The organism is uncultured Paraglaciecola sp. (assembly GCF_963977085.1).
GTDB lineage: Bacteria > Pseudomonadota > Gammaproteobacteria > Enterobacterales > Alteromonadaceae > Paraglaciecola.
Genome location: NZ_CAXBNC010000005.1, coordinates 243337 through 265818 on the forward strand (window position 1 = coordinate 243337; position 22482 = coordinate 265818).

At 40.8% G+C, this 22482-nt stretch carries 20 protein-coding genes; 6 read left to right on the plus strand and 14 right to left on the minus strand.

Annotated features, from left to right (window positions below; translation table 11 throughout):
- Positions 1–13 precede the first annotated feature (13 nt).
- Complete coding sequence (locus AAC000_RS08460) at positions 14–1087, plus strand: YHYH protein (protein WP_339721790.1); 1074 nt, start codon at positions 14–16, stop codon at positions 1085–1087.
- Positions 1088–1160: 73 nt separating this feature from the next.
- On the opposite strand, the gene AAC000_RS08465 is transcribed toward AAC000_RS08460, so the two are convergent.
- From AAC000_RS08465 to AAC000_RS08490, 6 genes are all read right to left on the minus strand, one after another.
- Positions 1161–4289 carry an efflux RND transporter permease subunit gene (locus tag AAC000_RS08465; RefSeq protein ID WP_339721791.1) on the minus strand — a complete coding sequence of 1043 codons (3129 nt, stop codon included), beginning with the start codon at positions 4287–4289 and terminating at the stop codon, positions 1161–1163.
- Between the two features lie 49 nt (positions 4290–4338).
- Positions 4339–5646, minus strand: coding sequence for an efflux RND transporter periplasmic adaptor subunit (locus AAC000_RS08470; protein WP_339721793.1), 1308 nt, complete (start codon positions 5644–5646; stop codon positions 4339–4341).
- A complete protein-coding gene (locus tag AAC000_RS08475) occupies positions 5639–7045 on the minus strand; it encodes an efflux transporter outer membrane subunit (RefSeq protein ID WP_339721795.1) in 1407 nt (468 codons plus the stop codon). Before AAC000_RS08475 ends, AAC000_RS08470 begins: the two co-directional genes overlap by 8 nt.
- 366 nt (positions 7046–7411) lie before the next feature.
- Positions 7412–7741, minus strand: a complete 330-nt coding sequence (locus AAC000_RS08480) for a hypothetical protein (RefSeq protein ID WP_339721797.1) — start codon at positions 7739–7741, stop codon at positions 7412–7414.
- A 75-nt stretch (positions 7742–7816) separates the two neighbouring features.
- A complete protein-coding gene (locus tag AAC000_RS08485; RefSeq protein WP_339721798.1) occupies positions 7817–9052 on the minus strand; it encodes a M56 family metallopeptidase in 1236 nt (411 codons plus the stop codon).
- Positions 9045–9437, minus strand: a complete 393-nt coding sequence (locus tag AAC000_RS08490; RefSeq protein ID WP_339721800.1) for a BlaI/MecI/CopY family transcriptional regulator — start codon at positions 9435–9437, stop codon at positions 9045–9047. Before AAC000_RS08490 ends, AAC000_RS08485 begins: the two co-directional genes overlap by 8 nt.
- 299 nt (positions 9438–9736) lie before the next feature.
- Here AAC000_RS08490 and AAC000_RS08495 point away from each other — a divergent pair, with 299 nt between their 5' ends.
- On the plus strand, positions 9737–9943 hold the full coding sequence (locus tag AAC000_RS08495) for a cold shock domain-containing protein (RefSeq protein ID WP_007618104.1): 207 nt from the start codon (positions 9737–9739) through the stop codon (positions 9941–9943).
- Positions 9944–10129: 186 nt separating this feature from the next.
- Here AAC000_RS08495 and lpxH read toward each other — a convergent pair whose 3' ends face one another.
- Together lpxH and ppiB are read right to left on the minus strand one after the other, a co-directional pair.
- Positions 10130–10858, minus strand: a complete 729-nt coding sequence (gene lpxH / locus AAC000_RS08500; RefSeq protein ID WP_339721803.1) for a UDP-2,3-diacylglucosamine diphosphatase — start codon at positions 10856–10858, stop codon at positions 10130–10132.
- A gap of 87 nt (positions 10859–10945) precedes the next feature.
- Entirely contained in the window at positions 10946–11440 is a 495-nt protein-coding gene (gene ppiB / locus AAC000_RS08505) for a peptidylprolyl isomerase B (RefSeq protein WP_339721804.1), read from the minus strand.
- A gap of 160 nt (positions 11441–11600) precedes the next feature.
- Between ppiB and cysS the strand changes: the two genes are divergently transcribed.
- The gene (cysS, locus tag AAC000_RS08510) at positions 11601–12980 is read left to right on the plus strand and encodes a cysteine--tRNA ligase (protein WP_339721885.1); all 1380 of its coding nucleotides are present in this window, start codon (positions 11601–11603) and stop codon (positions 12978–12980) included.
- 40 nt (positions 12981–13020) lie between these two features.
- Here the strand turns inward: cysS and AAC000_RS08515 are convergent, their stop codons facing one another.
- On the minus strand, positions 13021–13683 hold the full coding sequence (locus AAC000_RS08515) for a hypothetical protein (protein ID WP_339721806.1): 663 nt from the start codon (positions 13681–13683) through the stop codon (positions 13021–13023).
- Positions 13684–13898: 215 nt separating this feature from the next.
- Here AAC000_RS08515 and AAC000_RS08520 point away from each other — a divergent pair, with 215 nt between their 5' ends.
- The gene (locus AAC000_RS08520) at positions 13899–14360 is read left to right on the plus strand and encodes a hypothetical protein (protein ID WP_339721807.1); all 462 of its coding nucleotides are present in this window, start codon (positions 13899–13901) and stop codon (positions 14358–14360) included.
- A 74-nt stretch (positions 14361–14434) separates the two neighbouring features.
- On the opposite strand, the gene AAC000_RS08525 is transcribed toward AAC000_RS08520, so the two are convergent.
- The 4 genes from AAC000_RS08525 to gloB all read right to left on the minus strand — a co-directional run bounded on the left by AAC000_RS08525 (position 14435) and on the right by gloB (position 18473).
- Entirely contained in the window at positions 14435–14893 is a 459-nt protein-coding gene (locus tag AAC000_RS08525; RefSeq protein ID WP_339721808.1) for an isoprenylcysteine carboxylmethyltransferase family protein, read from the minus strand.
- The gene (locus AAC000_RS08530) at positions 14880–15914 is read right to left on the minus strand and encodes an ion transporter (protein ID WP_339721887.1); all 1035 of its coding nucleotides are present in this window, start codon (positions 15912–15914) and stop codon (positions 14880–14882) included. The genes AAC000_RS08525 and AAC000_RS08530 overlap by 14 nt, the downstream gene beginning before the upstream one ends.
- Before the next feature lie 24 nt (positions 15915–15938).
- Positions 15939–17609: a LysM peptidoglycan-binding domain-containing protein gene (locus AAC000_RS08535; protein WP_339721810.1), complete on the minus strand. Its 1671-nt coding sequence runs from the start codon at positions 17607–17609 to the stop codon at positions 15939–15941.
- Between the two features lie 93 nt (positions 17610–17702).
- The gene (gene gloB, locus AAC000_RS08540; RefSeq protein ID WP_339721811.1) at positions 17703–18473 is read right to left on the minus strand and encodes a hydroxyacylglutathione hydrolase; all 771 of its coding nucleotides are present in this window, start codon (positions 18471–18473) and stop codon (positions 17703–17705) included.
- A 64-nt stretch (positions 18474–18537) separates the two neighbouring features.
- Between gloB and AAC000_RS08545 the strand changes: the two genes are divergently transcribed.
- The gene (locus AAC000_RS08545; RefSeq protein ID WP_339721813.1) at positions 18538–19305 is read left to right on the plus strand and encodes a methyltransferase domain-containing protein; all 768 of its coding nucleotides are present in this window, start codon (positions 18538–18540) and stop codon (positions 19303–19305) included.
- A 190-nt stretch (positions 19306–19495) separates the two neighbouring features.
- On the opposite strand, the gene metG is transcribed toward AAC000_RS08545, so the two are convergent.
- Positions 19496–21526 (minus strand): methionine--tRNA ligase, encoded by a 2031-nt coding sequence (gene metG / locus AAC000_RS08550; protein WP_339721815.1) that lies wholly within the window; start codon positions 21524–21526, stop codon positions 19496–19498.
- A 348-nt stretch (positions 21527–21874) separates the two neighbouring features.
- Here metG and dcd point away from each other — a divergent pair, with 348 nt between their 5' ends.
- Entirely contained in the window at positions 21875–22465 is a 591-nt protein-coding gene (dcd, locus tag AAC000_RS08555) for a dCTP deaminase (protein WP_339721817.1), read from the plus strand.
- Positions 22466–22482 lie beyond the last annotated feature (17 nt).

A 22482-nucleotide genomic window follows, 5' to 3' on the forward strand; every position in this document is an offset into this window, starting at 1 on the left:
AATAGGGGGTGATATGCATCATTTTACCAAAAGGTCGTTTTTGTTTTGTTGTATTGCCAGTCTTTATGCTTGCTCCGACTCTGATAAAGCTGGCTCTACACTTAGTACTCAAGTTCATCAGCATGGTGATGGAGAATTGCATTCACATGGTGACCAAAGTGAATTTGTTGTTGATTGGCTGGCGCAATTTGAGTCTGAATCTATTATAGGTACGCCTCACATTGTGGATTGTAAGTTATCGGGAGGTACTGAGACCAGCTGTGTTTCTATTACTCTAAAACCAGCGCCTGCCAAAATGACTATTGGCCCATGGTGTCCAAGAAATATTAGTGATGGCCCAGAAAAATCGGGTATTTGGCTAGAAAGCGGCAAAGTTTACGATGCAGACGGCGACTTTATTAAAAATCTGGCGACTTTTTATAAAGATGATAAATGGTTAATGTTTGACGCCGTAACAGGTGCAGTTAACGTTACTGACACTAAGATATCTTGCGAAGCAGCCGCTAGACCAGACGTTGACCCTGAGTACCAAAATTATTGCGTTGAGTGCCAAGTATCCTATATGGACAAAGGAGCGAGTAATACTTACGTGATTCCTATCGAATCTATAAAAGCGGCTGAGCCAAGCAGAAACGTGGGCTTTTCAGGAGTGGGCATCGCCTTTAGTGGGGCTCGATTCGATGCCTCTGCACCTACACATGCCATTTTGGCTGCTCATACTTTAGCGCCTTTTGATGATTGTGGTGGCCATGTTAACTTGCATGCTGGCTATCATATTCACGCCGTAACAGGGGAGTGTTTGAAATCTGTAGCGGTTGAGCAAGATCATGCCGCAGCAATTGGTATTGCGATGGATGGTTTCCCGCTACACAATCGTCTTAACCTTGACGGCACTTTAGCTGTGGATCTTGATCAATGTGGAGGACATGAATTTGGCGAACTGGGTTACCACTATCATGTGGCTGAACCTGGAAAAAATGCGATTATTGCCTGTCACGTTGGGGAAGTTGGTTGTGCCCTAGATAATGATTCAGCTTTATGTGATGCCTCTGCACGGCCAGCAAGACCGCCTAGACCACCGCGCTAATTGCAGTTTTACTTGAATTTGAGGTTTAAAAGCTAAGACATATTTTGTCTTAGCTTTTAACTATGGTTTTAATTCAGTTCATTTGCACTGCGGGGGTCTTTGTAACTAAGGAACTGTTCTTAGTATTCCCTTTTAGCCTTTCAACCAACATATAATTGATTGGCACTAAAATAAGAGTAATAAACGTGGCAAATAAAATACCAAAGCCCAGTGACACTGCCATAGGTATTAAAAATTGCGCCTGAGTCGACTTTTCAAATAGTAACGGCATTAAACCAATAAAAGTCGTTAAGCTGGTGAGCATTATAGGCCTAAATCTTGATGCTCCGGCTATCAATACTGCATCCATTAGTGTGCCGCCTTCAAGACGTTTTTTATTGATAAAGTCTACTAATACCAGGGAGTCGTTCACTACTACACCCACCAAAGCTAACATGCCAAGTACACTCATAATAGTCAGCTCCATGCCCATTAACCAATGTCCCATCACAGCACCTATCATACTGAAAGGGATCACACTCATGACAATAATCGGCTGAATGTAAGATTTAAAGGGGATAGCCAACAATAAATAGATAGCAAAGAAAACCATTAATAAACCTACACTTAATGATGAAAAGGACTCTCGTTGTTCACGAGCTTCACCTTCCATTTTCCATGTTACGCCTGGGTATTGATTCACAAGTTGTTGCACAAATTCAGCTAACTCAGCCTGTAACACAGTCATATTGGTATTTAGTTTCTCTACATCTGCGGTCACGCTAACCGTTCGATAACGGTCAATACGTCTAATTTCTGAAGGGCTTTTACCGGGAATAAGGGTGGCCACATGAGATAAAGGCACCGAACCACCTGAAGGGGTTTGTACCAAAATATTTTGTAGGTCAGATAAAGAGCGTCGTTCATTTATGGGTAACCTCACCATAACCCGTACATCATCACGGCCACGTTGAATGCGTTGTACTTGGCTACCAAAAAATGCATTACGTACTTGGTTAGACACATTCACCCGAGTCAGTCCTAACGCCTTACCTTGTTGGGTCAACTCAATTTGTAATTCTTCTTTACCGTCAGAGAGACTATCTGCAATTTCAAATACCGTGGGGTAGGTGGCAAGTCGCGATTTAATTTGATCGGCAATTTCTTGCAATGTTGCTTGGGAATTACCACTTAATTGTACATCAATAGGATCTGATGAACGTCCCAATTCAGCGCGATATGTAATGCTTTCGGCTCCAGGAATTGGGCCAATAAGTTCTCGCCATTCTCGTACCAAGTCAGCAGAAGTGACTGAAGACTCTCTTTGTTCTGGAGGAATGATTTCGAATCGAACTGAACCTACATTAGAGGTACCACCACGACCACCAGTAGAAGCGAGTACATTGAGAATGACACTTTGCCCTGTGTCTGGGTCAACATATTTATCTCGCAGCTCTTCTGCTTTATCAGACATTTTAACTATGTATTGATTAGTGACTTCGAAAGTGGTGCCTGTGGTCATAGTTAAACTGGCCCTGACTGTTTCACTGGGCACACGAGGGAAAAACACAAATTTAGTCCAGCCGCTCATGAGCAGCGACATAATAATTGCGAATGTGCCGATAAAGGTCGCAAGGGTAGCCAGTTTATGACGTAAACAAAACCCTAGAAGTGGTTGGTAATAACGTAGAATTGCGCGCTCAAATCCATCTGCAAAACGTTGTTGCCATTGCTCTAAACGGTTACCTTTTGAGGACTTCTCATTACGTAATTTAATATTTTTAAGATGGGACGGTAAAACAAATTTTGATTCAATTAATGAAAACAACAACACGGGAATAACTATCACCGGAATTTGCGCAAATAGCGCCCCACGATTTCCTTCAATAAAGGCAAAGGGTAGAAAGGCCGCAATTGTAGTTAAAATACCAAAAGTGACTGGGGTGGCGACTTCTAGTGTGCCTTTGATTGCCGCTTCTTCACCTGACTCTGATGTGCGCAGGTGAGTATAGATATTTTCGCCAGTGACTATGGCGTCGTCCACCACTATTCCCAGTACCAAAATAAAGCCAAATAGACTCATCACATTTAATGTTACCCCAAAAAAAGGCATGGCTAAGAAGGCACCCATAAAGGAGACAGGGATCCCAATAAACACCCAAAATGCAATGGCAGGTCGTAAAAATAGGGTGAGTAAAAGCAAGACTAATATTCCACCCTGCAACGCGCTGCCTGTAAGAGTCGCAATACGATTTTTAACGATCTGTGAGTCGTCATCCCAATAACTTAATTGGTACCCCTCTGGTAATAAGGGCTGTTTGTCTTCTATATATTGTTTAACTTTATCGGCGACTTCTACAGCACTTTGTTGTCCGATTCGGTACACGTCTATGAATGCCGCTTGTTTACCATTAAAACGGGTGCGAACCGGTGTTTCTTCAAAGCCATCTTGAATGTCGGCAATGTCTTTTAGGCGCAGAATTGAACCGTCGCTATTGGTTTTAATAGGAATGTCTGCAAATTCATCTTTGCGGTACGCTTGGCCTTTAGAGCGAATTAATACGTCACCGCCATCAGTCTTGATATTACCAGCCGAAATATCGCTACTCGAATTAGCGACAGCAGTCGACACCTGAGCTAAGGTTAAATCATATTGACGCAAGCGGTCTTGAGGGATTTCTAAGGCAATTTCATAGTCACGTACACCGGCTAGTTCCAGTTGTGTGATACCGGGAATACGTAATAAATCATCACGCACCTGTTCCGCAAACTCGTTAATTTCTTTTTCGCCATATATGCCTGAAATAGTCACAGCTATCACTTCACGTGTGCGCTGAGCTAAAGATACAACTGGGTTTTCTGCATCTGCCGGAAAGGTATTAATAGCGTCTACACGTGATTTTATATCGGCTAACATTTCTCGGGCGTCATAATCAGAGTCTACGTCTATGCTTATTCTGGCTGAGCCTTCTGAAGAGACACTAATGATTTGTTCAATGCCTTCTAAATCTTGCACCGCCTCTTCTACCAAAATGGCCACACCTAATTCGGTATCTTCGGGAGTGGCACCACGTAAGGTCACTGATACACTAATAGTGTCAGTTTCAAATGAGGGAAACACTTCAAGAGGAATACGACTGGTTAGACTATAAATGCCGGCAAATAAAATTGTGATCATGAGCAAATTAGCTGCCACATGGTTTCGGGCAAACCAAGCAATCATGTTCGTTCTCCAGTCTTAGGAAATGGATGTGAGATAAGATAAATAGTCATTAGTGGTTACTTTGAGTGGTTGTAGCTGCCGAACCTGTGTTTTTAGCTGAACGTTTGGCGCGCAGTTCTTCTACTGTTACCCCCATTTTTTTTGCCATTTGTTGCAACTTAGCTTCTCTATCTGGAGAGGGGGAAGACTGGGGTTGTTGCTCGCCAGCTATGCTGACACGGGTACCAGAACTCACCTGACCTAAAGGTGTGGTCACTAATAATTCACCCGCGTTTAAACCGCTTTCAATAATAGTCTTTTGACTGTTCTGCCAACGTATATTGATATCGCGTCTTTTTAATAGGCCATTTTCCACTATATAGACATAACTGCCTTGATAAATAGCGCTATTGTTTATCACAATGGCATCGTCAAGGGTTTTTCCTTGTACCTCTGCGTTGACATATTGGCCTATCTTAATAGAAGGGCCTGGATGTAATGTGGGATTATATGGATCTTCAATTTGGGCAACGATATAAAGTTGTTGGGCATTACTGTCAATTGCACCTTCAGTGCGAATTATTTTGCCAAGCCAAGTTTGATTTTTACTCAGGCTAGAAGTAAAACGTGCTTCTATAGTCGATTGTAAACTATTGTTAGTACGGTACTCTTCTGGAAAATTCACTAAATCAATGTCACTGTTGTTGATAGGTAAACGAATTTCTACTAAATCAGTTGAGTAAATTTCTGCCACTTGAGTGGTTGCAGACAATACTTGACCAAAGTCAACGAGTTGCTCAAGGATCCGTCCGTCATAAGGTGCGGTAATCTGTGTTCTTTCTAGTGCTAGTTTGGCGATAGTTAAACTGGCTTCTGCGGATAATAAGCTTGCCTGAGCTGCTGCTAGTTGTGGTTTACGTAACACTAAATCACTCGGTTCTTGACCATTACCTAAACGTTTCCAATCAGTTTGTGCTTGTTTAGCGTTGGCTTGTTCTTCTAGCAATGCTTGTTCGGCTGAGAGTAAACCCGCTTCAGCAATTTTCACATCTGCAATATAATCTCGTTGATCTAGCTTCAGTAACACATCTCCTTTGGAAAAAAATCCACCATTCCGAAATTGAGGGCTCACATAGTTAATTTGACCTGATACTTGCGCTACCAATGCATTTTGCGTTCTGGGTTGTACAGTACCGAACGTATCAACGACGACAGTGAACTGTTCAGGTTGCAGCTCAGTAACTTTGACTGTTAGTTGTGAAGCGCCGGAAGGGCCACCTCGTTTACTTTCTGGAGGATTGTTAAAAATTACGTTGGCGATAACCAAGGTGATCACTAATATAGCCAGTGGAATTAACCACTTTTTTACCTTACTCATTGATTATCACATCCTCTTGTTCGTTATCTTGTAGATTTCTGGTATCAGTAAAATCACCGCCTAGAGCAACATGTAAGTCAATACGATTGGCGAGTAATTGGTTTTTAATTTGGATCAACGCACTTTGGGCACTAAATGAGCGGCCTTGTGCTTCAAGTACTGTAGTATAAGTCACCAAACCTCTCTGATATTGCTCAAACGCTAAGGTTTCAGCTGCTTCGGCGTTTTGCTGTGCGGCTAATGTGGCTTGGTAACGTTGTTTTAAACTATTTTCTGTGGTGATAGCATTCTCAACAGTTGAAAATGCAGTGTATAAAGTATCAAGATAAGTTTGTTCTTGCTGCTTAAGGCGTAAGCGAGCTATCTCTTCATTTGCTTTTAGATCCCCAGCTTTAAATAATGGCGCAGTTAAGCCCCCCAATAAAGACCATGCTAAAGAAGAGCCTGATAATAAATCAGTTAATTCGTCGCCACTATCAGAGATTGACGCGCTTAGGCTGATACTTGGAAAGCGCTGTTTGTGGGCAAAAGCTAATCCAGCGTCTTGGGCCAAAACTTGATACCAACTGGCCAATAACTCTGGTTTTCTAGTAATGATGTCTGACGGCAGTCCTATAGGAATGTCATTCGTCAATAAAGGTAATGTCAGCTGCTCTGTTGTTAGGCTGGCGTCTGGATATCGACCTAATAAACGTTCTAAACTCCGAGCCGCTTGATATTGAGTTGCCTCTTGCTGGGCTAAGTTTGATAACTCAGTATTCAGCTCATTTCTTGACAAATATACATCTAGCGCACCATTGAGCCCTTGTTGATAGCCTGATTCAATAATATCTAAATTTTGTTTGGCATTTTTAACTCTTTGTTCAAATAAACTCAATAACTGTTTTGCGGCTATCCAATCAAACCAGCTAGTGACTACGTTTGCTACTAATGTTTGCCTATCTTGTTGATACTTTGCTTTGGCAGCCAAATAGTTCAAATTAACTTGTTTTTGCGCAGCAGATAGTTTGCCCCAAAGATCCAATTCATAACTACTTTCAAGTTCCAGAGAACTGCTATTGCTGATAGTACCATTTGTGGATTTAGCGCGACCAGTATTGAGAGTTAAATCGAGATCTGGCCAAAAGTCTGCATCAGCTTGCACTAACTGTTGTGCTAATATTTGCACGTCATAGGCTTCTTGGCGCAGAGTTTGGTTGTTGTTTAGAGCCTCATCAACCAACAGGCTTAGCTTAGGTTGACTAAACTGCGCGAACCAATTACCTGCAATAGGCTGAGTTGTTTCACTAAACTGCCAGTTTTGTGGCACTTCGGCAGTACGCAGCTTGTTGTCTACTTGGCTGGTGCTGGCACAACCACAAAGTAAAATCGCAATGAATAATGAGGGAGTTAACTTCACTGAATATTGATACCTTAAAAAAACGACGGGTAGTGTAAAACATTGTGTATCAATGAAAGCTGACTTTACACAACTTTTACACTCATTTTCATTCAGCTTATTTTATTGTCGATTCGTCGTAAAAATTGGATTTTTTGAATCCCGAATTTATCGATTCTGAGGTTCTAAATGACTCCATGTATTAGTAGCAGTATTTAAAAGCATGATTTTATATACGAATTCCGTGTACAAACGTACATCCAGCAAAAGCAGCATAATTATTCATTGGGGTTAACTCAGATAGATACACCTCACCAATAGAGTCAGATTGCACATGGTTCGATAGTTCAAAGAACACGCCCCAATCTGAATCGTTAGAGCGAAGTTCTAAATAAGGGAAAACACTGATGTGCCATTTGCCTGTGGAGTTACTCCTGGCGGCAACAACATTAAGTCAATTGAATTTTCTTTGTACCAATGATTATCAATAAATAGCATACTGGTGTGATGTATTTCCCACCCTAAGTCACTCAATTTATTGATGATTTTGTTTACTGCGTTTTGATCCTTAATCACTAGAGAATTGGTTAACGACGATTGTGTTATAGATTTGGGATAATCTAAGACGTTAATGCTAACTCTAAAATCAGCCTCAACAAGTTCTTTATTAATTTTTTCTATGTCAGCTTTGGATAAATAGCGGGAATAAAGATGCACTGTGGTTTGGCTACAACAGCAAAAAAAACAGGGCCACGAATACAAAACATTTCAAAATATCAATGGCCTTATCTTTTATTGAAGAACTTTAATTTTCTCAATACTGGTGCTCATGTCGGGGGCGTCTTGTTTAGGGGGGTCCATTCGATAATCTAACTGTACAGTCAAACCCGTCTGTCTTTGTGCCTGTCCACCTTGGATCCTCGGTTTGTAGGTCCATTGTTTTAGCGCGGTAACTGAGACTTTATCGAATACTTGTTGAGGAACTGATTCAATGACTTGAATATTGTCGGTTGAGCCATCTTTGGCAATATCAAACTGCAATATTACCGACCCTTCTTGTTTATTTTGTGCTGCTTTAACTGGGTACTTTGGTTCAATTCTGATCACTGGTTCAGCCATATCGGATGTTTCTATTGAATGACTGGTTTCAGCCAAATTGGCTAATGCGACGCCTGCAAGCAAAGTACTACTTAATGCGATTGACAAGCCTATTAACGTGGGTTTTATTGTTGCTGGATTTTTAATACTGGAAATACGTTTAAACATAGTGTTTTTTTCTCCATAGGGTGAATAAATCGAAAAGCTGTGTAGTGAACGTTCAGCACATTGCAACAAAGCTTTGCTGTAGCTGATTTTATCGTTGGTTGTTGACTGTTTGAGTACCGCTGCGTCACAGGCTAGTTCTTGGCTACGCCTAAAAGCTCGATATGCTAGCCAAGTGAGCGGGTTGAACCAAAATACCGCCACAAACACTAAGGCAAACAGGTTGTAGAGGTTATCGCCTCTATGAAAGTGCACTAATTCGTGGCGTATCATTAAATGTTGTTGGCGCTCGGTGAACTGGCTTTGAAATCCTGCAGGAATAACTAAAGTGGGTTTAAAAATACCGCTCAATACTGGGCCCGCTAATTGGGAGTTACTGACAACATTTAAGGATTTGGGTAGCGCCATTCTAAGTTGAATTTTATGGGATTCAAGGTGGCTTAGTCGGTAAATTTTCCACTGGGCATAGGCACCAAGAAATAAGATAGCCAAGGTTCCAGATAACCAGATAAAGTCCCAGTTAAGGTGAATGTTTGTGGAATGGCTTTGTGCACCCATTGCCACAATGTGACGGTAAATAGATTTGTCATCCACAGCAATAACATCTTGGGGAAGGTTGTTAGCAATTAATAAAAGTGGCACTAATAACCAAAGTGCGTAAATAACATTCGCACCTAAACTTTTTATTGCTTTACCTTCTAGGGTAATCAAAAGGAGCAACAAAAAGCTGATCGCTATTTGTTGCTCAACTAGCCAGTTAGTCATTTTCCTGCTCCCACTTTTGTATCAGAGACTTAAGTTCATCTATATCACCTTGTGACAAAGAGTCTGAGTCAGCAAAGCCAGCAACCAAAGGGGCCACTTTTCCACCAAACAATCGGCTTACTAAACTCTTACTTTCTTTCTGGGTATAGGTACTGCGTTCCACTAGGGGAAAATACAAATAGCTGCGTTGTTGCTTGTCAAAATCGATAACCTGTTTTTTCACTAATCTACTCAACAAGGTTTTAACGGTTTTTTCATGCCATGCTTTGTTTTGGTTCAAGCGCTGAATAATTTCGTTGGCTGTTGCAGGAAATTGTTCCCATAAAGCATCGAGCACTTCAAATTCGGTTTTGCTGATATCTGATTTTTCTGGGTCAGTTGTCATAGTAGTGTCTTCAAATTTAATGGTAAGTAGATTACATTTGTAGTCGATAATTTAAGATTACACGTGTAATCTTAAATGGCAAGTTTTTTATTTGAATTTTTGGGGCGTTTTTAGGCCACTCAATAGCATTGGAGTTGATGTCATTTCTGTAGAATTAAATATTTAATCTATAAAGTTCAAAATATTCCGACATTTTGTAACTAAGCTGTTAAACTACGTCACGTAATTCAATATCCACTTGCGTAATGGTGATAGCGCAAGTGGAATTAAACTATTTCACTACAAGAAGAGAGTTCAAAATGAGTAAAGGTACAGTAAAGTGGTTCAATGCAGATAAAGGTTTCGGTTTTATCGCTCCAGAAGACGGTAGCAAAGATTTGTTTGTTCACCATTCAGAGATTCAAGCTGGCGGCGGTTACGCAACTTTAACTGACGGCCAAGCTGTTGAGTTTGAAGTAGGCGAAGGTCAAAAAGGTCCTTGTGCCAATAAAGTAGTTCCTTTATAAGAACCACTTATAAACTAGCGATTTAGGCTCGAAGTATGAGCCGGATCTTAACAAGCAACTTGTTAAGATCCTCGCTATTTGATTTTCAATTTACCTCGTAACAAACATCCCAATTTTCCCCTAATTCAATAGTGTTTTCCTGATACAAGCTAAATTTATCGATACCTTAGTTGCGCATAGTGGTGACTAAAATTGCATTGACGTCAATTCGATGTGATCTTTAGACACTTTAAGTACACTCCCTTGTTCATACCAATCTCCAAGCACAATTCGTTGCGCCGCTTGGGAATTTATCACTAGTTCATGAATAGCGGGTCTATGGGTGTGCCCATGAATTAGCCTTTTAACTGCAAATTTTTGCATAGTGTTTAGGACTTCTTCTGGTGTTACATCCATAATATCTGCGCTCAGCTTAGATTGTTTTTGTTGACTGGCTGCGCGTCCTTTAATAGCCAGCTTTCGCCGGGTCGCTAAGGGTAGGCTCAGCATAATCCTTGGCCACCACCAACTGCGTGCTTTTTTACGAAACCTTTGGTAATCGATATCTTTGGTACAAAGTTCGTCACCGTGCATTATCAGCGTGGCTTCACCATATAAGTCTATTACTACTTGTTCTGGCAATATTTTAAAGCCCGCCTGTTTAGCAAAAGGCTCGCGAATTAAAAAGTCTCGATTGCCATGAATAAAATAGACAGGTACGCCAGATTGACTCAAGGCATGAAACGCCTTGGCAATACTTAGCGTAAAGCTGTTTTGATCGTCATCACCGATCCACACCTCAAATAAATCCCCTAATACATACAAAGCATCAGCTTGTACTGCTTTTTCATGTAAAAACTCAAACAGACAGTGGTTAATATCCTCTCTGTCAGCAGATAAATGGAGATCGGAGATAAAGTAGGTAAAAGGTGTCATGTAGTGGGACAGAATATTGAATGTTTATAATAAGTGCCAAGAGAGTCAAAGGACTGGATTAACTTCAACTCTCTGGCCTTGGGGAGGTTATTCGACTATTTCAGCCTTCTGAATAACAACATCTTCTTTTGGTACGTCTTGATGGTAGCCAGAATTACCTGTGGCCACCGCCTTGATCTTGTTAACCACGTCCATTCCTTCAGATACTTCAGCAAATACACAGTATCCCCAACCATCAGCGCTTTCACTGCGGAAGTTTAAGAAACTATTGTCGCCTACATTAATAAAAAACTGCGCTGTAGCTGAATGAGGTTCGTTAGTGCGGGCCATGGCCACTGTGCCGAGGTTATTCGCTAAGCCATTATTGGCTTCGTTTTGGATGGTGTCTTTGCATTCTTTTTGATCCATTCCTGGCTCAAACCCGCCGCCTTGGATCATAAAACCGTCAATGACTCGGTGAAATATGGTGTTGTCGTAGAAACCTTCCTTTACGTAATCCAAAAAGTTGGCAACGGTAATAGGTGCTTTGTCGGCAAACAAAGTAAGGGTGATAACGCCATAATTTGTATGGATTTTAACCATGAAGTAGATCCTTAAATTAGCAAGATAAAAATAATCACCGCATTCTAGCTTAAAACTGAGAGTTTTTTAAGGCTTTAACGGTGATTGACAGATGCAGCACTGGATTCTGGGTGATAGAATCCCGTTTTTAGATTTTTACTCTCCAGAGGATTTTAATTCAATGTTACATATATACAACACGCTAACCCGTCAAAAAGAGCAATTTAAACCATTGCAAGAAGGTAAAGTGGGGTTGTATGTGTGCGGTATTACTGTCTATGACGTGTGTCATGTTGGCCATGCGCGTACTTATTTGAGTTTTGATTTGATGGTGCGCTACATGCGCTCACGTGGACTAGAAGTAAATTATGTTCGTAATATCACAGATGTAGACAATAAAATTATCTCAAGGGCAAATGAACAAGGTTTAACAGCAGAAGAATTTACTGAGAAAACCATTACCCGCATGCATCAAGATTTTGCAGCTATTGGTTTGCTTGAACCTGATGTTGAGCCTCGTGTGACTACCCATATTCCAGAAATTATTGATGTTATCCAACGCCTCATAGATAAAGGTTATGCTTATCAAGCACCTAGTGGTGATGTGTTGTTCGAAGTCAGTACTTATGCCGACTACGGAAAACTGGGACGGCAAGACTTAGAGCAACTTAATTCTGGTGCACGAGTAGAGGTTGTGGATGAAAAGCGAGATCCATTAGATTTTGTACTTTGGAAATCAGTTAAGCCAGGAGAACCTTTTTGGGAATCTCCTTGGGGTAATGGTCGCCCCGGTTGGCATATTGAATGCTCGGCCATGAATCATAAACACTTAGGTAAACATTTCGATATTCACGGTGGCGGCTCTGATTTGATTTTTCCCCATCACGAAAATGAAGTGGCTCAATCCTGCTGTGCATTTGACACACCTTATGTCAATTATTGGATGCACACAGGTATGGTGCAAGTCAACCAAGAAAAGATGTCTAAGTCTTTAGGCAACTTTTTCACTTTGCGTGATGTTTTAGATATCTATGATGCTGAAACAGTGCGTTATTTTTTAATGTCAGCTCAGTACCGCAGCCAATTAAGTTATTCTGATAGTTTTATTCAGCAGGCCCGCGCGTCATTAGAACGTTTGTATACAGCTCTGCGAGATATCACACCTAATATGGATGTGGATATCACCATGGGTGATTATCAAACGCGTTTTAATCAAGCTATGGATGATGACTTTAATACGCCAGAAGCCTTTGCGGTGTTATTTGATTTAGCAAAAGAAATCAATAAGTCTAGCGGTCAACAGGCAGCCGATTTAGCCGGTGTCATGATAAAATTGGCAGACATCCTCGGTATTTTACAACAATCACCAAATGAGTATTTGCAAGGTTCAGTGGCGGGTAGTCAAGATGATGTGGCAGAAATCGAATCATTGATTAAGGCCCGAAATGATGCCAGAGCGACTAAAGACTGGGCGGCTGCAGATGCCGCTCGAGATGCGCTTAACGCCTTACAGGTGGTACTGGAAGACGGTGAAAATGGCACAACTTGGAGGCGCGGTTAAAAATACTAGCGGTCTAGGGGGAGTGAACAACAAAATTGTATTAGTGCTGATTGCGTAAGTTAATTCCATTAAATTGTGCAGTCAGCACTTTTAGAGTGAGGGCACTCTGTAATAACGCAATTAGACAGATAATGACAACTGCCAGATTATGATCCACTCCTATTTGTGCCATTGCCAAGAGTGGTTCAGCGTAGTGACTGCCCCATAATATCCAATGTGGTAAACCCAAAAACGTGGGTAACAAAGAATAAAAAACTAAGTCGTAGTACAACAACACAAACGGAGTGCAGGTAATTAGAATTGCCTTATTCTTCTTGAATATCATTAAAAAACACAATGCTATTATCGATAATAACCAATTTAAACCACTGCCCATTAATGATATCCATGCATACTCTTTTTCGCTCAAAGACACTGAATTAACAGAACCCATTGCCTCAAACTGAATGTTTTGAGCTAGGTATACGGGGCTATTTTCAATCCTTAAAGCTGTTCTATGAAAACTAAATATTGTCTGGGCAATTGCACTTTTAGGCCAATCTGCTTGTCTAACCCCGTCAAATTCTGGGTAAATCTGCCAACCCGGCCACACAGTAATACTGGGACGACCCAATCCCAATGTGATACCTGTTATTGCATGACCCATTTCATGGGTGATGACTGAAAGGGGCAAAACAGTGCATATCACTATGCTAGTCATCATTAATTTGAGGCTAAGTTTCAAATTGTAAGCTAATCATTTTGTAGTAAGAGTTGGGACTCAATCTCTGAAAAAAGGTTCATTTGCACATTGTTTGCACATTTCAGTACGTGACTATTTGTTAACCTATCTAAGCTTAAATGATTATTCGAGGTGAATGGGGTGGGGTGATCATGATTGAGTATTTATTTATTATTCAAACTTAAAAGGAAAAACTTATGGTTGATTCAATTGGTAGCGCAAGCTTCCGCCCGCCGCCACCACCTCCTGGCGCTGGTGGTCAGTCTAGTCTTAGTGACGATGAAACGTCCTTAATCGAAGAAACCCTATCGAGTTATGATGCCGATAGCTTAACTGAAAGTGATGCAGCGAGTATTGTTGAAGCTTTTTCCGAAGCGGGGATTGCTCCCAATTCAGCCTTTGCAGATAAACTTGCTGAAATTGGATTTGATGCAAGAGAATTAGGTGACTTAGCTGGCGCAAAGCCTTCTGAGTCGGGGCAGCCACCTCCACCACCAAGTGGTTCAAGTAATTTGGATTTGACTGATGCGGTGGATTATCTTGAGACTTTGTTTGAGGATAAAGATCAAACTGCAACGGATAATTCCAGTATTACCGCTCAACTAGCTCAAAGGTTTGGGTTATCAGAAGGTGAATCCTTGATCAATATAACGGTTTAATTTTGGTTGATTTTAAAAAGCAATGAGTGCTGCAAGCTCGTTGCTTTTTTTATAGCTAATGTAAAATACGTAATCTACAGCCAGCGCCTGACTTTCTTTTTGTAGTCTAAATATGGCTCACCAAAAATGCCCGTAATAATGCGTTCTTCAGGCTTGATTTGAAATTCTGTGATATAAAAAATAAAGATGGGCAGGGCTATAAAGCCATAATAATTAGCCAATTTAAAGGCAGCAGCCATTATTATCAAACACATACCTAGGTACATAGGGTTTCTGGTAAATTGGTAGATCCCTCTTGTTACTAACTGAGTAGTTTTTTCTGGTTTAGTAGGGTTAATAGTTGTTTTTACTCTTCGAAATTCCCAGACGCCAGCAATTGCGATTAACCCCCCTGTCAACCCAATGAACCCGTATAAGCCTGATAATATCGATGGCATAGTCTGTTTTGGCAATAAGTGGTTGAGCCCATAAACCAACCCTAGGCAGAATAACAAAACCAGTGGTGGATGAACTTTTAGCTCAAGTATTTTCATTCAGAGGTGCGTCGTTAGAGGCATTTTGTGTGGCAAATGAGTCTTTCCAACGCTGCTGTGATACATGTTGTTTAACCAGCTCTAAACACTCATTAACGATAGTTAACACTTCTTGATCAAGCATATGATCTTCATTAGAAAAACGACCTAGTCCATGCTCAATAAAGTCATCTATTTTTTCTGGAGTAACATCTTTTAATAGGTTAATAATCGATTGGGTCACTATATCGGTGACAGATTGCTCCAGGGTTTTTTCTATAGTGTTTCCCAGCACAGGGAGTAATTTCAAGGTGGATACTTGTGAATTAGTGCGTACTGCTTTGCCCACACTTTTGTGAACATGACTGCGCACTGACTCGCCATGATCATTGTGTTCAATTGATTCACCAATATGTACCATAATAGATGACAACCACTGAGTTAAAATTGGCAAGCGAGTGGCAATGACTTGTTTACTGATATCTTCAATCAATGGTGAGCCAGCTGCGATATCCTTTTGGGCATCGGATAACACTTTAACCACAATTCGGTCACTGAGTTCTTCAACAAACACATCGTAGTAAAATAGCGTGAATCGGTACACTGCGGTATTACGCAAATCGATGATTTGGTATTTTTGAAGACGATAAATAATTGAAAAAATCCGTAAAAAACGGAAAATTCTGGCGCCCCCCAGTGGTATACAACCGACTAAATCATACCAATGGATAAAAGGAAAAAAGTACCAGCGAACATAAGTTTTGCGGACAACCGCTGCCACCCAGCGTACACAAAACTCAGTTAGAAAAATGATGACAAAAGCTAAGTCATAAAGTACAAAGTTTTCATGAATCGGGGCATAACCTGAAACAAGGCCGGGTGACATCGACGCTAAGATGGACTTAAAGGCTTGTGTCGCAAATAAGCCGTCAAATAACAGCCAAATGAGATTGATGATTAGCAACGCTAGCATCAACAAATCGACCATTATCCATGGTCCTTCGTGACTAGATTTAAGTTTGGAATAACTGAAGTTAAGCATCATTAAACTAGCCGGGCTGCTTGACTAAGTGCGAGTAACATCAACAAAAATTTTCAACTTTTGACCTGGCTGTAAATACTTTTTAAGTTTACTTTGATTCCATTTCTGTAAATCACTGACTTTGACGTTAAATTTTCCAGCAATTCGAGCAAGGGAGTCTCCATTGCGAACTGTGTAGGTTAACGAGCGCATTACCGCATCGTCATTTTGCCCTTTGGTAACCTGATTAACCCAAATCACTAAGGTCTTACCCGGACGCAAGGTATCTGTTGGTGCCATGCCATTCCACTTCGCGAGTTGCCGTAAATTGACTTTGTATTCACGGCTTAGGTCCCAAAATGTATCACCACTTTTTACTGTATGATTCAATTTATGTGAGCCACTTTTTTCCGATTGGGTTTTAACTAAACGCTGTTCTTGGGACAAGGAATACGAGTCTAAGGATTTTAACGCCACTGGCACAATCAAATGTTCACCGGCAATAATAACGTTACTTTTTAACTCATTGACTTGGCTAATAATATCGGGAGTGGTGTGATATTGCTTGGCGAGTTTTAATAAACTGTCACCACTTTTGACTTTATGCCTGACCCAATTCAGGCGTTCTGATTTATCTGTTTTTGCTAGTTTATCAGTAAAATTTTCAACCTTGTCTATGGGTAACAATAAATGATGGGGGCCATTGGGATCAGTCGCCCAGCGATTGTATCCTGGGTTAAGTGCATGTAATTCTTTTACTGTGAGACCTGCCATATCAGCGGCTAAGGCTAAATCGATTTGTGAGCCCACCATGACTTCTTCAGTCAATGGGACGTTCTCAATGACTGGCCAGTCAAAACTGTATTTGTCACCATTAGCCAAAATATCCGCCAAAGCGAGTAATTTTGGGACATAGGCTCGTGTTTCTTTGGGTAAATCTAAATTCCAAAAATCGCTGGGTTTGCCCACTTTTTTGTTTTTTCTAATGGCTCTTTGTACTCGCCCTTCACCGCTATTGTAGGCAGCTAATGCATGTAACCAATTACCATCAAACATTTCCACTAAATAATTTAAGTAATCAATGGCACCTTGAGTTGATGCTAAAACGTCACGTCGGCCGTCGTACCACCAGGTTTGTTTCATACCAAAACGTTTACCTGTCGAGGGGATAAACTGCCACATTCCTGCAGCGCGACCATGAGAATATGCGAATGGATCGAAGGCACTTTCAACTATGGGCAATAACGCCAATTCCATAGGCACATTTTGCTGCTCAATTTTTTCGACTATTAAGTGTAGAAAAGGTTTGGCCCTTAATGCGACACGTTTCATATAGCTGGGATGTTTAAGATACCAGTTACGCTGCGCTGCAATGCGTTTGTTATCTTCAAATGAAAATCTAAGCTGGCTACGCACCCGTTGCCATAAATCTTTCATTTCAACCTCAGCGGCAGCCTCGACTATTTCCTTGGGGACTTCAACTGCTACTTCTACCGGTTCAACTGGGTGAGTAATAGGAATGATGCCCGACTGGGCTGACTCACAATCAAAGTGATCTTCCGCTTGTTCTTTAGATTGCTCGCAGGAGACTAAGATTTGCTCAGCAATTTGATGTTCTTGGTCTAGTTGACTGGCCTGATCATTATTTGGTGATGTTGCAGTACATGCAGACAAAGAGCCGATTAGCACTAAAGATAAGAGTGTATGTGAACGCAATGTGTTTCCTTTTTATTATTATCTACTTTAATTTGTTTATATCTTTTTAGCGGGTGTAGCATACGAACCTAATCATAATACTTATTTTACCCATTAAAAGTTATCTTTCCAGCTTCTTAATGAAGCAAAAATGTCTTGTTCTGACTTTAAGATCGTTCCCATATTTTGACTTACATTTGTCACTAATTCTTGGCTATGGCATCGTAAAAACGGATTCACTGCCAACTCATTCTGAATGCTTGATGGTAGAGTGGGATTGTTTTGATCTCGTTGCTGCATCGCCCAGTGTTTATAGCTAATTAATGCTTGATTGTTTGGTTCTGCGGCCTCAGCAAATGCGATGTTAGCCATAGTGTATTCGTGCGTACAATAGACAGCAGTATTAGCTGGAAGTGCCGTTAACTTAGCTAAAGATTCAAACATTTGTTGTGGCGACCCTTCAAATAAGCGGCCACAACCAGCTGAAAATAATGTGTCTCCACAAAACAAACCGAGATCACCATAATAAGCGATATGATCTAATGTATGTCCAGGCACTTCAATAACAGAAAATTTTACCCCAAGATCAGCCAATTCTATTTCATCATCCTCAGATAAACGATCTGTAATTTGCTGAATTGTTTTATTTTGTGGACCGTAGACAGGAATATTGGGAAAGCGCGTCAGCAATGCGTCTACGCCATTTGTGTGATCCCAATGATGATGAGTAATCAGAATAGCGGTAAGGGTGAGTTGATTGTTTTGGCAATACTCTAAAACAGGTGCTGCATCACCAGGGTCCACAACAACGCATTGGCTTTGGTTACTTAAACACCAAATATAATTATCATTAAATGCCTTAATGGGGAAAACGCTTACAGACATATTGTGCCTTCTTTCATAAATATTAGGTTTAACAGTTTCTAGTTAATAGAGTACCATAAATTATATGAGACCAGCGTTAATCAAAAATCACCCTAGTAAACCAGAGTTATGGCGAGACCTACCTTTAGGTGAAGAGCTAAAATGTTTAATTGAATCTGAAATAGCTGAAGTGAGCCGTAAATTTTTTGGCTATCACTTGATTCGCTTAGGGAATTTAAGTAGCCAAATCGAGCTGTCGTTATGCCCGATAAAACATCAAATCAATATTACATCTAAACAACATAGCTACAGTAACTTAATCGCATCATCTGCTGATTTACCTGTGAGTGAAAACAGTGTTGATGCATTTTTGTTGGCTCATGAGCTAGACTTTGCCAAAGATCCTCATCAAATTTTGAGAGAAGTAGACAGAACTATTATGCCCAATGGTTACGTGGTCATTACGGGTTTTAACCCTTTTAGCTTATGTGGCTTATTTAAATATTTACCCATCAACAAAGGTAGCGTTTTACACGACGCACGTTTTTTTAGCTGTGGTAGGGTAAAAGATTGGTTGCAGTTATTGGGCTTTGAAATAGTCGATGTAAAATCGCTTTTGTTTAACGAGTTATTTTTACAACGAAAATTGATGAGCCAATCTAAATGGAGTGACTGGTGTCATCATTATCTGCCGTTATTGACCAGCATGTACATTATTATCGCCCGAAAACGTGTCGTCCCATTGTCGATGATCAAACCTAATTGGAAAGCCAAAACGAAGTTTTCAGCCGTAGGCGCCAGTGTTCGAAACGGTGTGATGCAAGTTGAAGCCCCCTGGAAACCAGAGAAATAAAAAGGGGGGACCACAGAGAACACAGAGCGCTTCGCTACACAGAGGAATCGATTATTAAGAATCATATTTTCTTTTCTCTGTGTCCTCCTTTTCTTCTGTGGTTAATCTTCTATTAGCTTTTAGAACACCAGCCGTAAAAGAATTTTCACCACAGTGAAGTGATGAAAATTCTAATTTGTTTTGAGAGTTATTACTTAACTTTCATTCCAGGTTGTGCGCCTTCATGAGGTTGTAATATCCAAAGGTCTTCGCCACCTGGGCCTGCGGCTAACACCATGCCTTCTGACATACCAAAACGCATTTTACGGGGCGCTAAGTTGGCCACCATTACTGTAAGTTTCCCTTCAAGATCTTCTGGCGAATAGGCAGATTTGATCCCCGCAAATACTTGGCGTGTATCGCCGCCTAAATCTAATTCTAGACGTAATAGTTTATCGGCTTTTTCTACGTGTTCTGCTTTCGCTATACGGGCAATGCGTAAATCGATTTTTGCAAAGTCTTCAAAGCTAATCGTCTCAGCGATGGGATCTTTTGCTAATGGACTATTAGGGTCGAGTGTTACTGTGGCCGCTAAGTTTTCTTTTGAATCTTCAATTAAGGCGTTCACTTTGTCCATATCTACCCTTTGCATTAGGGCTTTAAATTTATTGATCGTATGATCAGTCAATACATTTTGTGAACTTTCCCATGTGAGATGGTCGTTCAGAAAGGCTTCTGATTGCGCTGCTAAAGTGGGCACAACAGGTTTTAAATACACCACTAAAATGCGGAAAAGGTTAATCCCTAAAGAGCATACATCGTGAGTAAATTGCTGTTTGTTTTCGTCTTTAATCGTCACCCAAGGAGCGTTTGTGTCAATAAACTGATTGGCTTTGTCGGCCAAGGCCATGATTTCACGGATTGCTTTATGGTACTGACGTTTTTCAAACGCCTCTGCGATACTGGCTTGACCTTGATGAAACTCTGCCACCAATTCTGGTTCAAGCACATTATTTGATAACTTGCCGTCAAAACGTTTAGTGATAAAACTCGCACAGCGACTAGCGATGTTCACCACTTTGCCTACTAAATCTGAATTCACTTTTTGTGCAAAATCTTCAAAGTTAAGATCGATATCCGACACAGCATCACTGAGTTTAGAAGCAAAGTAATAACGTAAATATTCAGGATTCAGATGATCTAAATAAGTACGGCCTTTAATAAATGTCCCTTTAGACTTAGACATTTTGGCACCGTTAACTGTGACAAAACCATGCACATTGACGCCCGTTGGTTTTCTGAATCCGGCGCCTTCAAGCATGGCTGGCCAGAACAAACAATGGAAGTAGGTAATGTCTTTTCCGATAAAGTGGTACAGCTCGGCATCGGAGTCTTTGTTCCAATACTCGTCAAAGTTTAGGCCCTCAGTTTTATCACAGAGGTTTTTAAAGCTGGCCATATAACCAACAGGTGCATCAACCCATACATAAAAAAACTTGCCAGGCGCATTAGGAATTTCAAAACCAAAATAAGGCGCATCACGGCTAATATCCCATTGCTGCATGCCTTCTTCAAACCATTCTTTGAGCTTGTTGGCAATTTCAGGCTGTATAGCGCCACTTTGTAACCACCCTTGTAACATCTCTTGAAACTGAGGTAAGTCGAAAAAGTAATGCTCTGAGTCACGTAAAACGGGTTCGGCTCCGGATACAACAGAGCGTGGATTTTTTAATTCAGTGGGGTCATAGGTGGCACTGCATACGTCACAGCTATCGCCATTTTGATCTTCGGCACCACACTTAGGGCACGTACCTTGTACAAAACGGTCCGGTAAAAACATTTCTTTTTCAGGATCATATAACTGACTAATAATGCGTTTACTAATATAGCCAGCATCATCTAAGCGGTTATAAACCAACTCACACAATTCTTTGTTTTCGTCTGAATGAGTGACATGGTAGTTGTCATAATCTACCCCAAAATCCATAAGATCTTGGTGATGTTCATCACGGGTTTGTGCCACCATTTGTTCGGGCGTAATACCTAATTGTTGTGCTTTTAGCATAACAGGTGTGCCGTGTGCATCATCAGCACATACGCTGTAACAGCTATGACCACGCATTCGCTGAAATCTTGTCCAGATATCGGTTTGAATATGCTCTAAAAGATGACCTAAATGAATAGAACCGTTGGCATAGGGAAGGGCACTGGTAACGAGTATTTTGCGAGTTTGTTCGGACATGGTCACTTATGTTTAATTGAATTTTAAAAAAGGTCGCAAATAGTAGCGAAAATACGCCATCATTGCATTACGAAATTCCGTTTACGGTACACAAAGTTATGCACACTGGTGTTAATTGCCATCGCTCAGAGTCAAAATACGCTGGTTATTATTGGCAATGCCAACGTATATCTGCATGTTGTGCAATGTAACTAAGGACAATTCAATAAGTTAGAGCTATCGACAATTAAGCAGACAAACGGCAAAATATTATTACTTATAGAGCGTGCAAATAGCGTAAGCTTTCTGCATCAAAGACATATGGCCTGAGTGCCAGCATGAAAATCAATCATTAACGAGCTAATTCCTATGCGATTGTGTGACAAAGATATCTATCAATATATTCAAGATGGAAAAATAAAAATATCGCCTCAACCGGGTTACGAAGAAATAAGTGGCGTAACTGTGGATATTCGCCTTGGCAATAAATTCCGAGTATTTGAAGACCATCAGGCTCCTTTCATTGATTTGAGTGGTTCAAAAGAGTCTATGCAAGCTGCTTTGAATTCTGTCATGAGTGATGAAATTGTACTGCAAGAGGGTAAATCTTTTTTCTTACACCCTGGTGAGTTAGCGCTGGCGGTGACCTATGAGTCCATTACCTTGCCATCGAATGTAGTGGGTTGGCTCGATGGTCGTTCTTCTTTGGCCCGCTTGGGTTTAATGGTGCATGTGACAGCACACAGAATCGATCCTGGTTGGGAAGGTAATATAGTCCTAGAGTTTTTTAACGGCGGCAAGTTACCACTCGCCTTAAAACCCATGATGAAAATTGGAGCGGTTAGTTTTGAGGTGATGTCGGGCCATGCTGAAAAACCTTACAATTCCCGCAGTGACGCAAAATATAAAGGTCAAGATGGCGCTGACGCCAGTCGAATCAGTGCTGACGATAAATCTTAGTTGAAAACAAAAAGTAG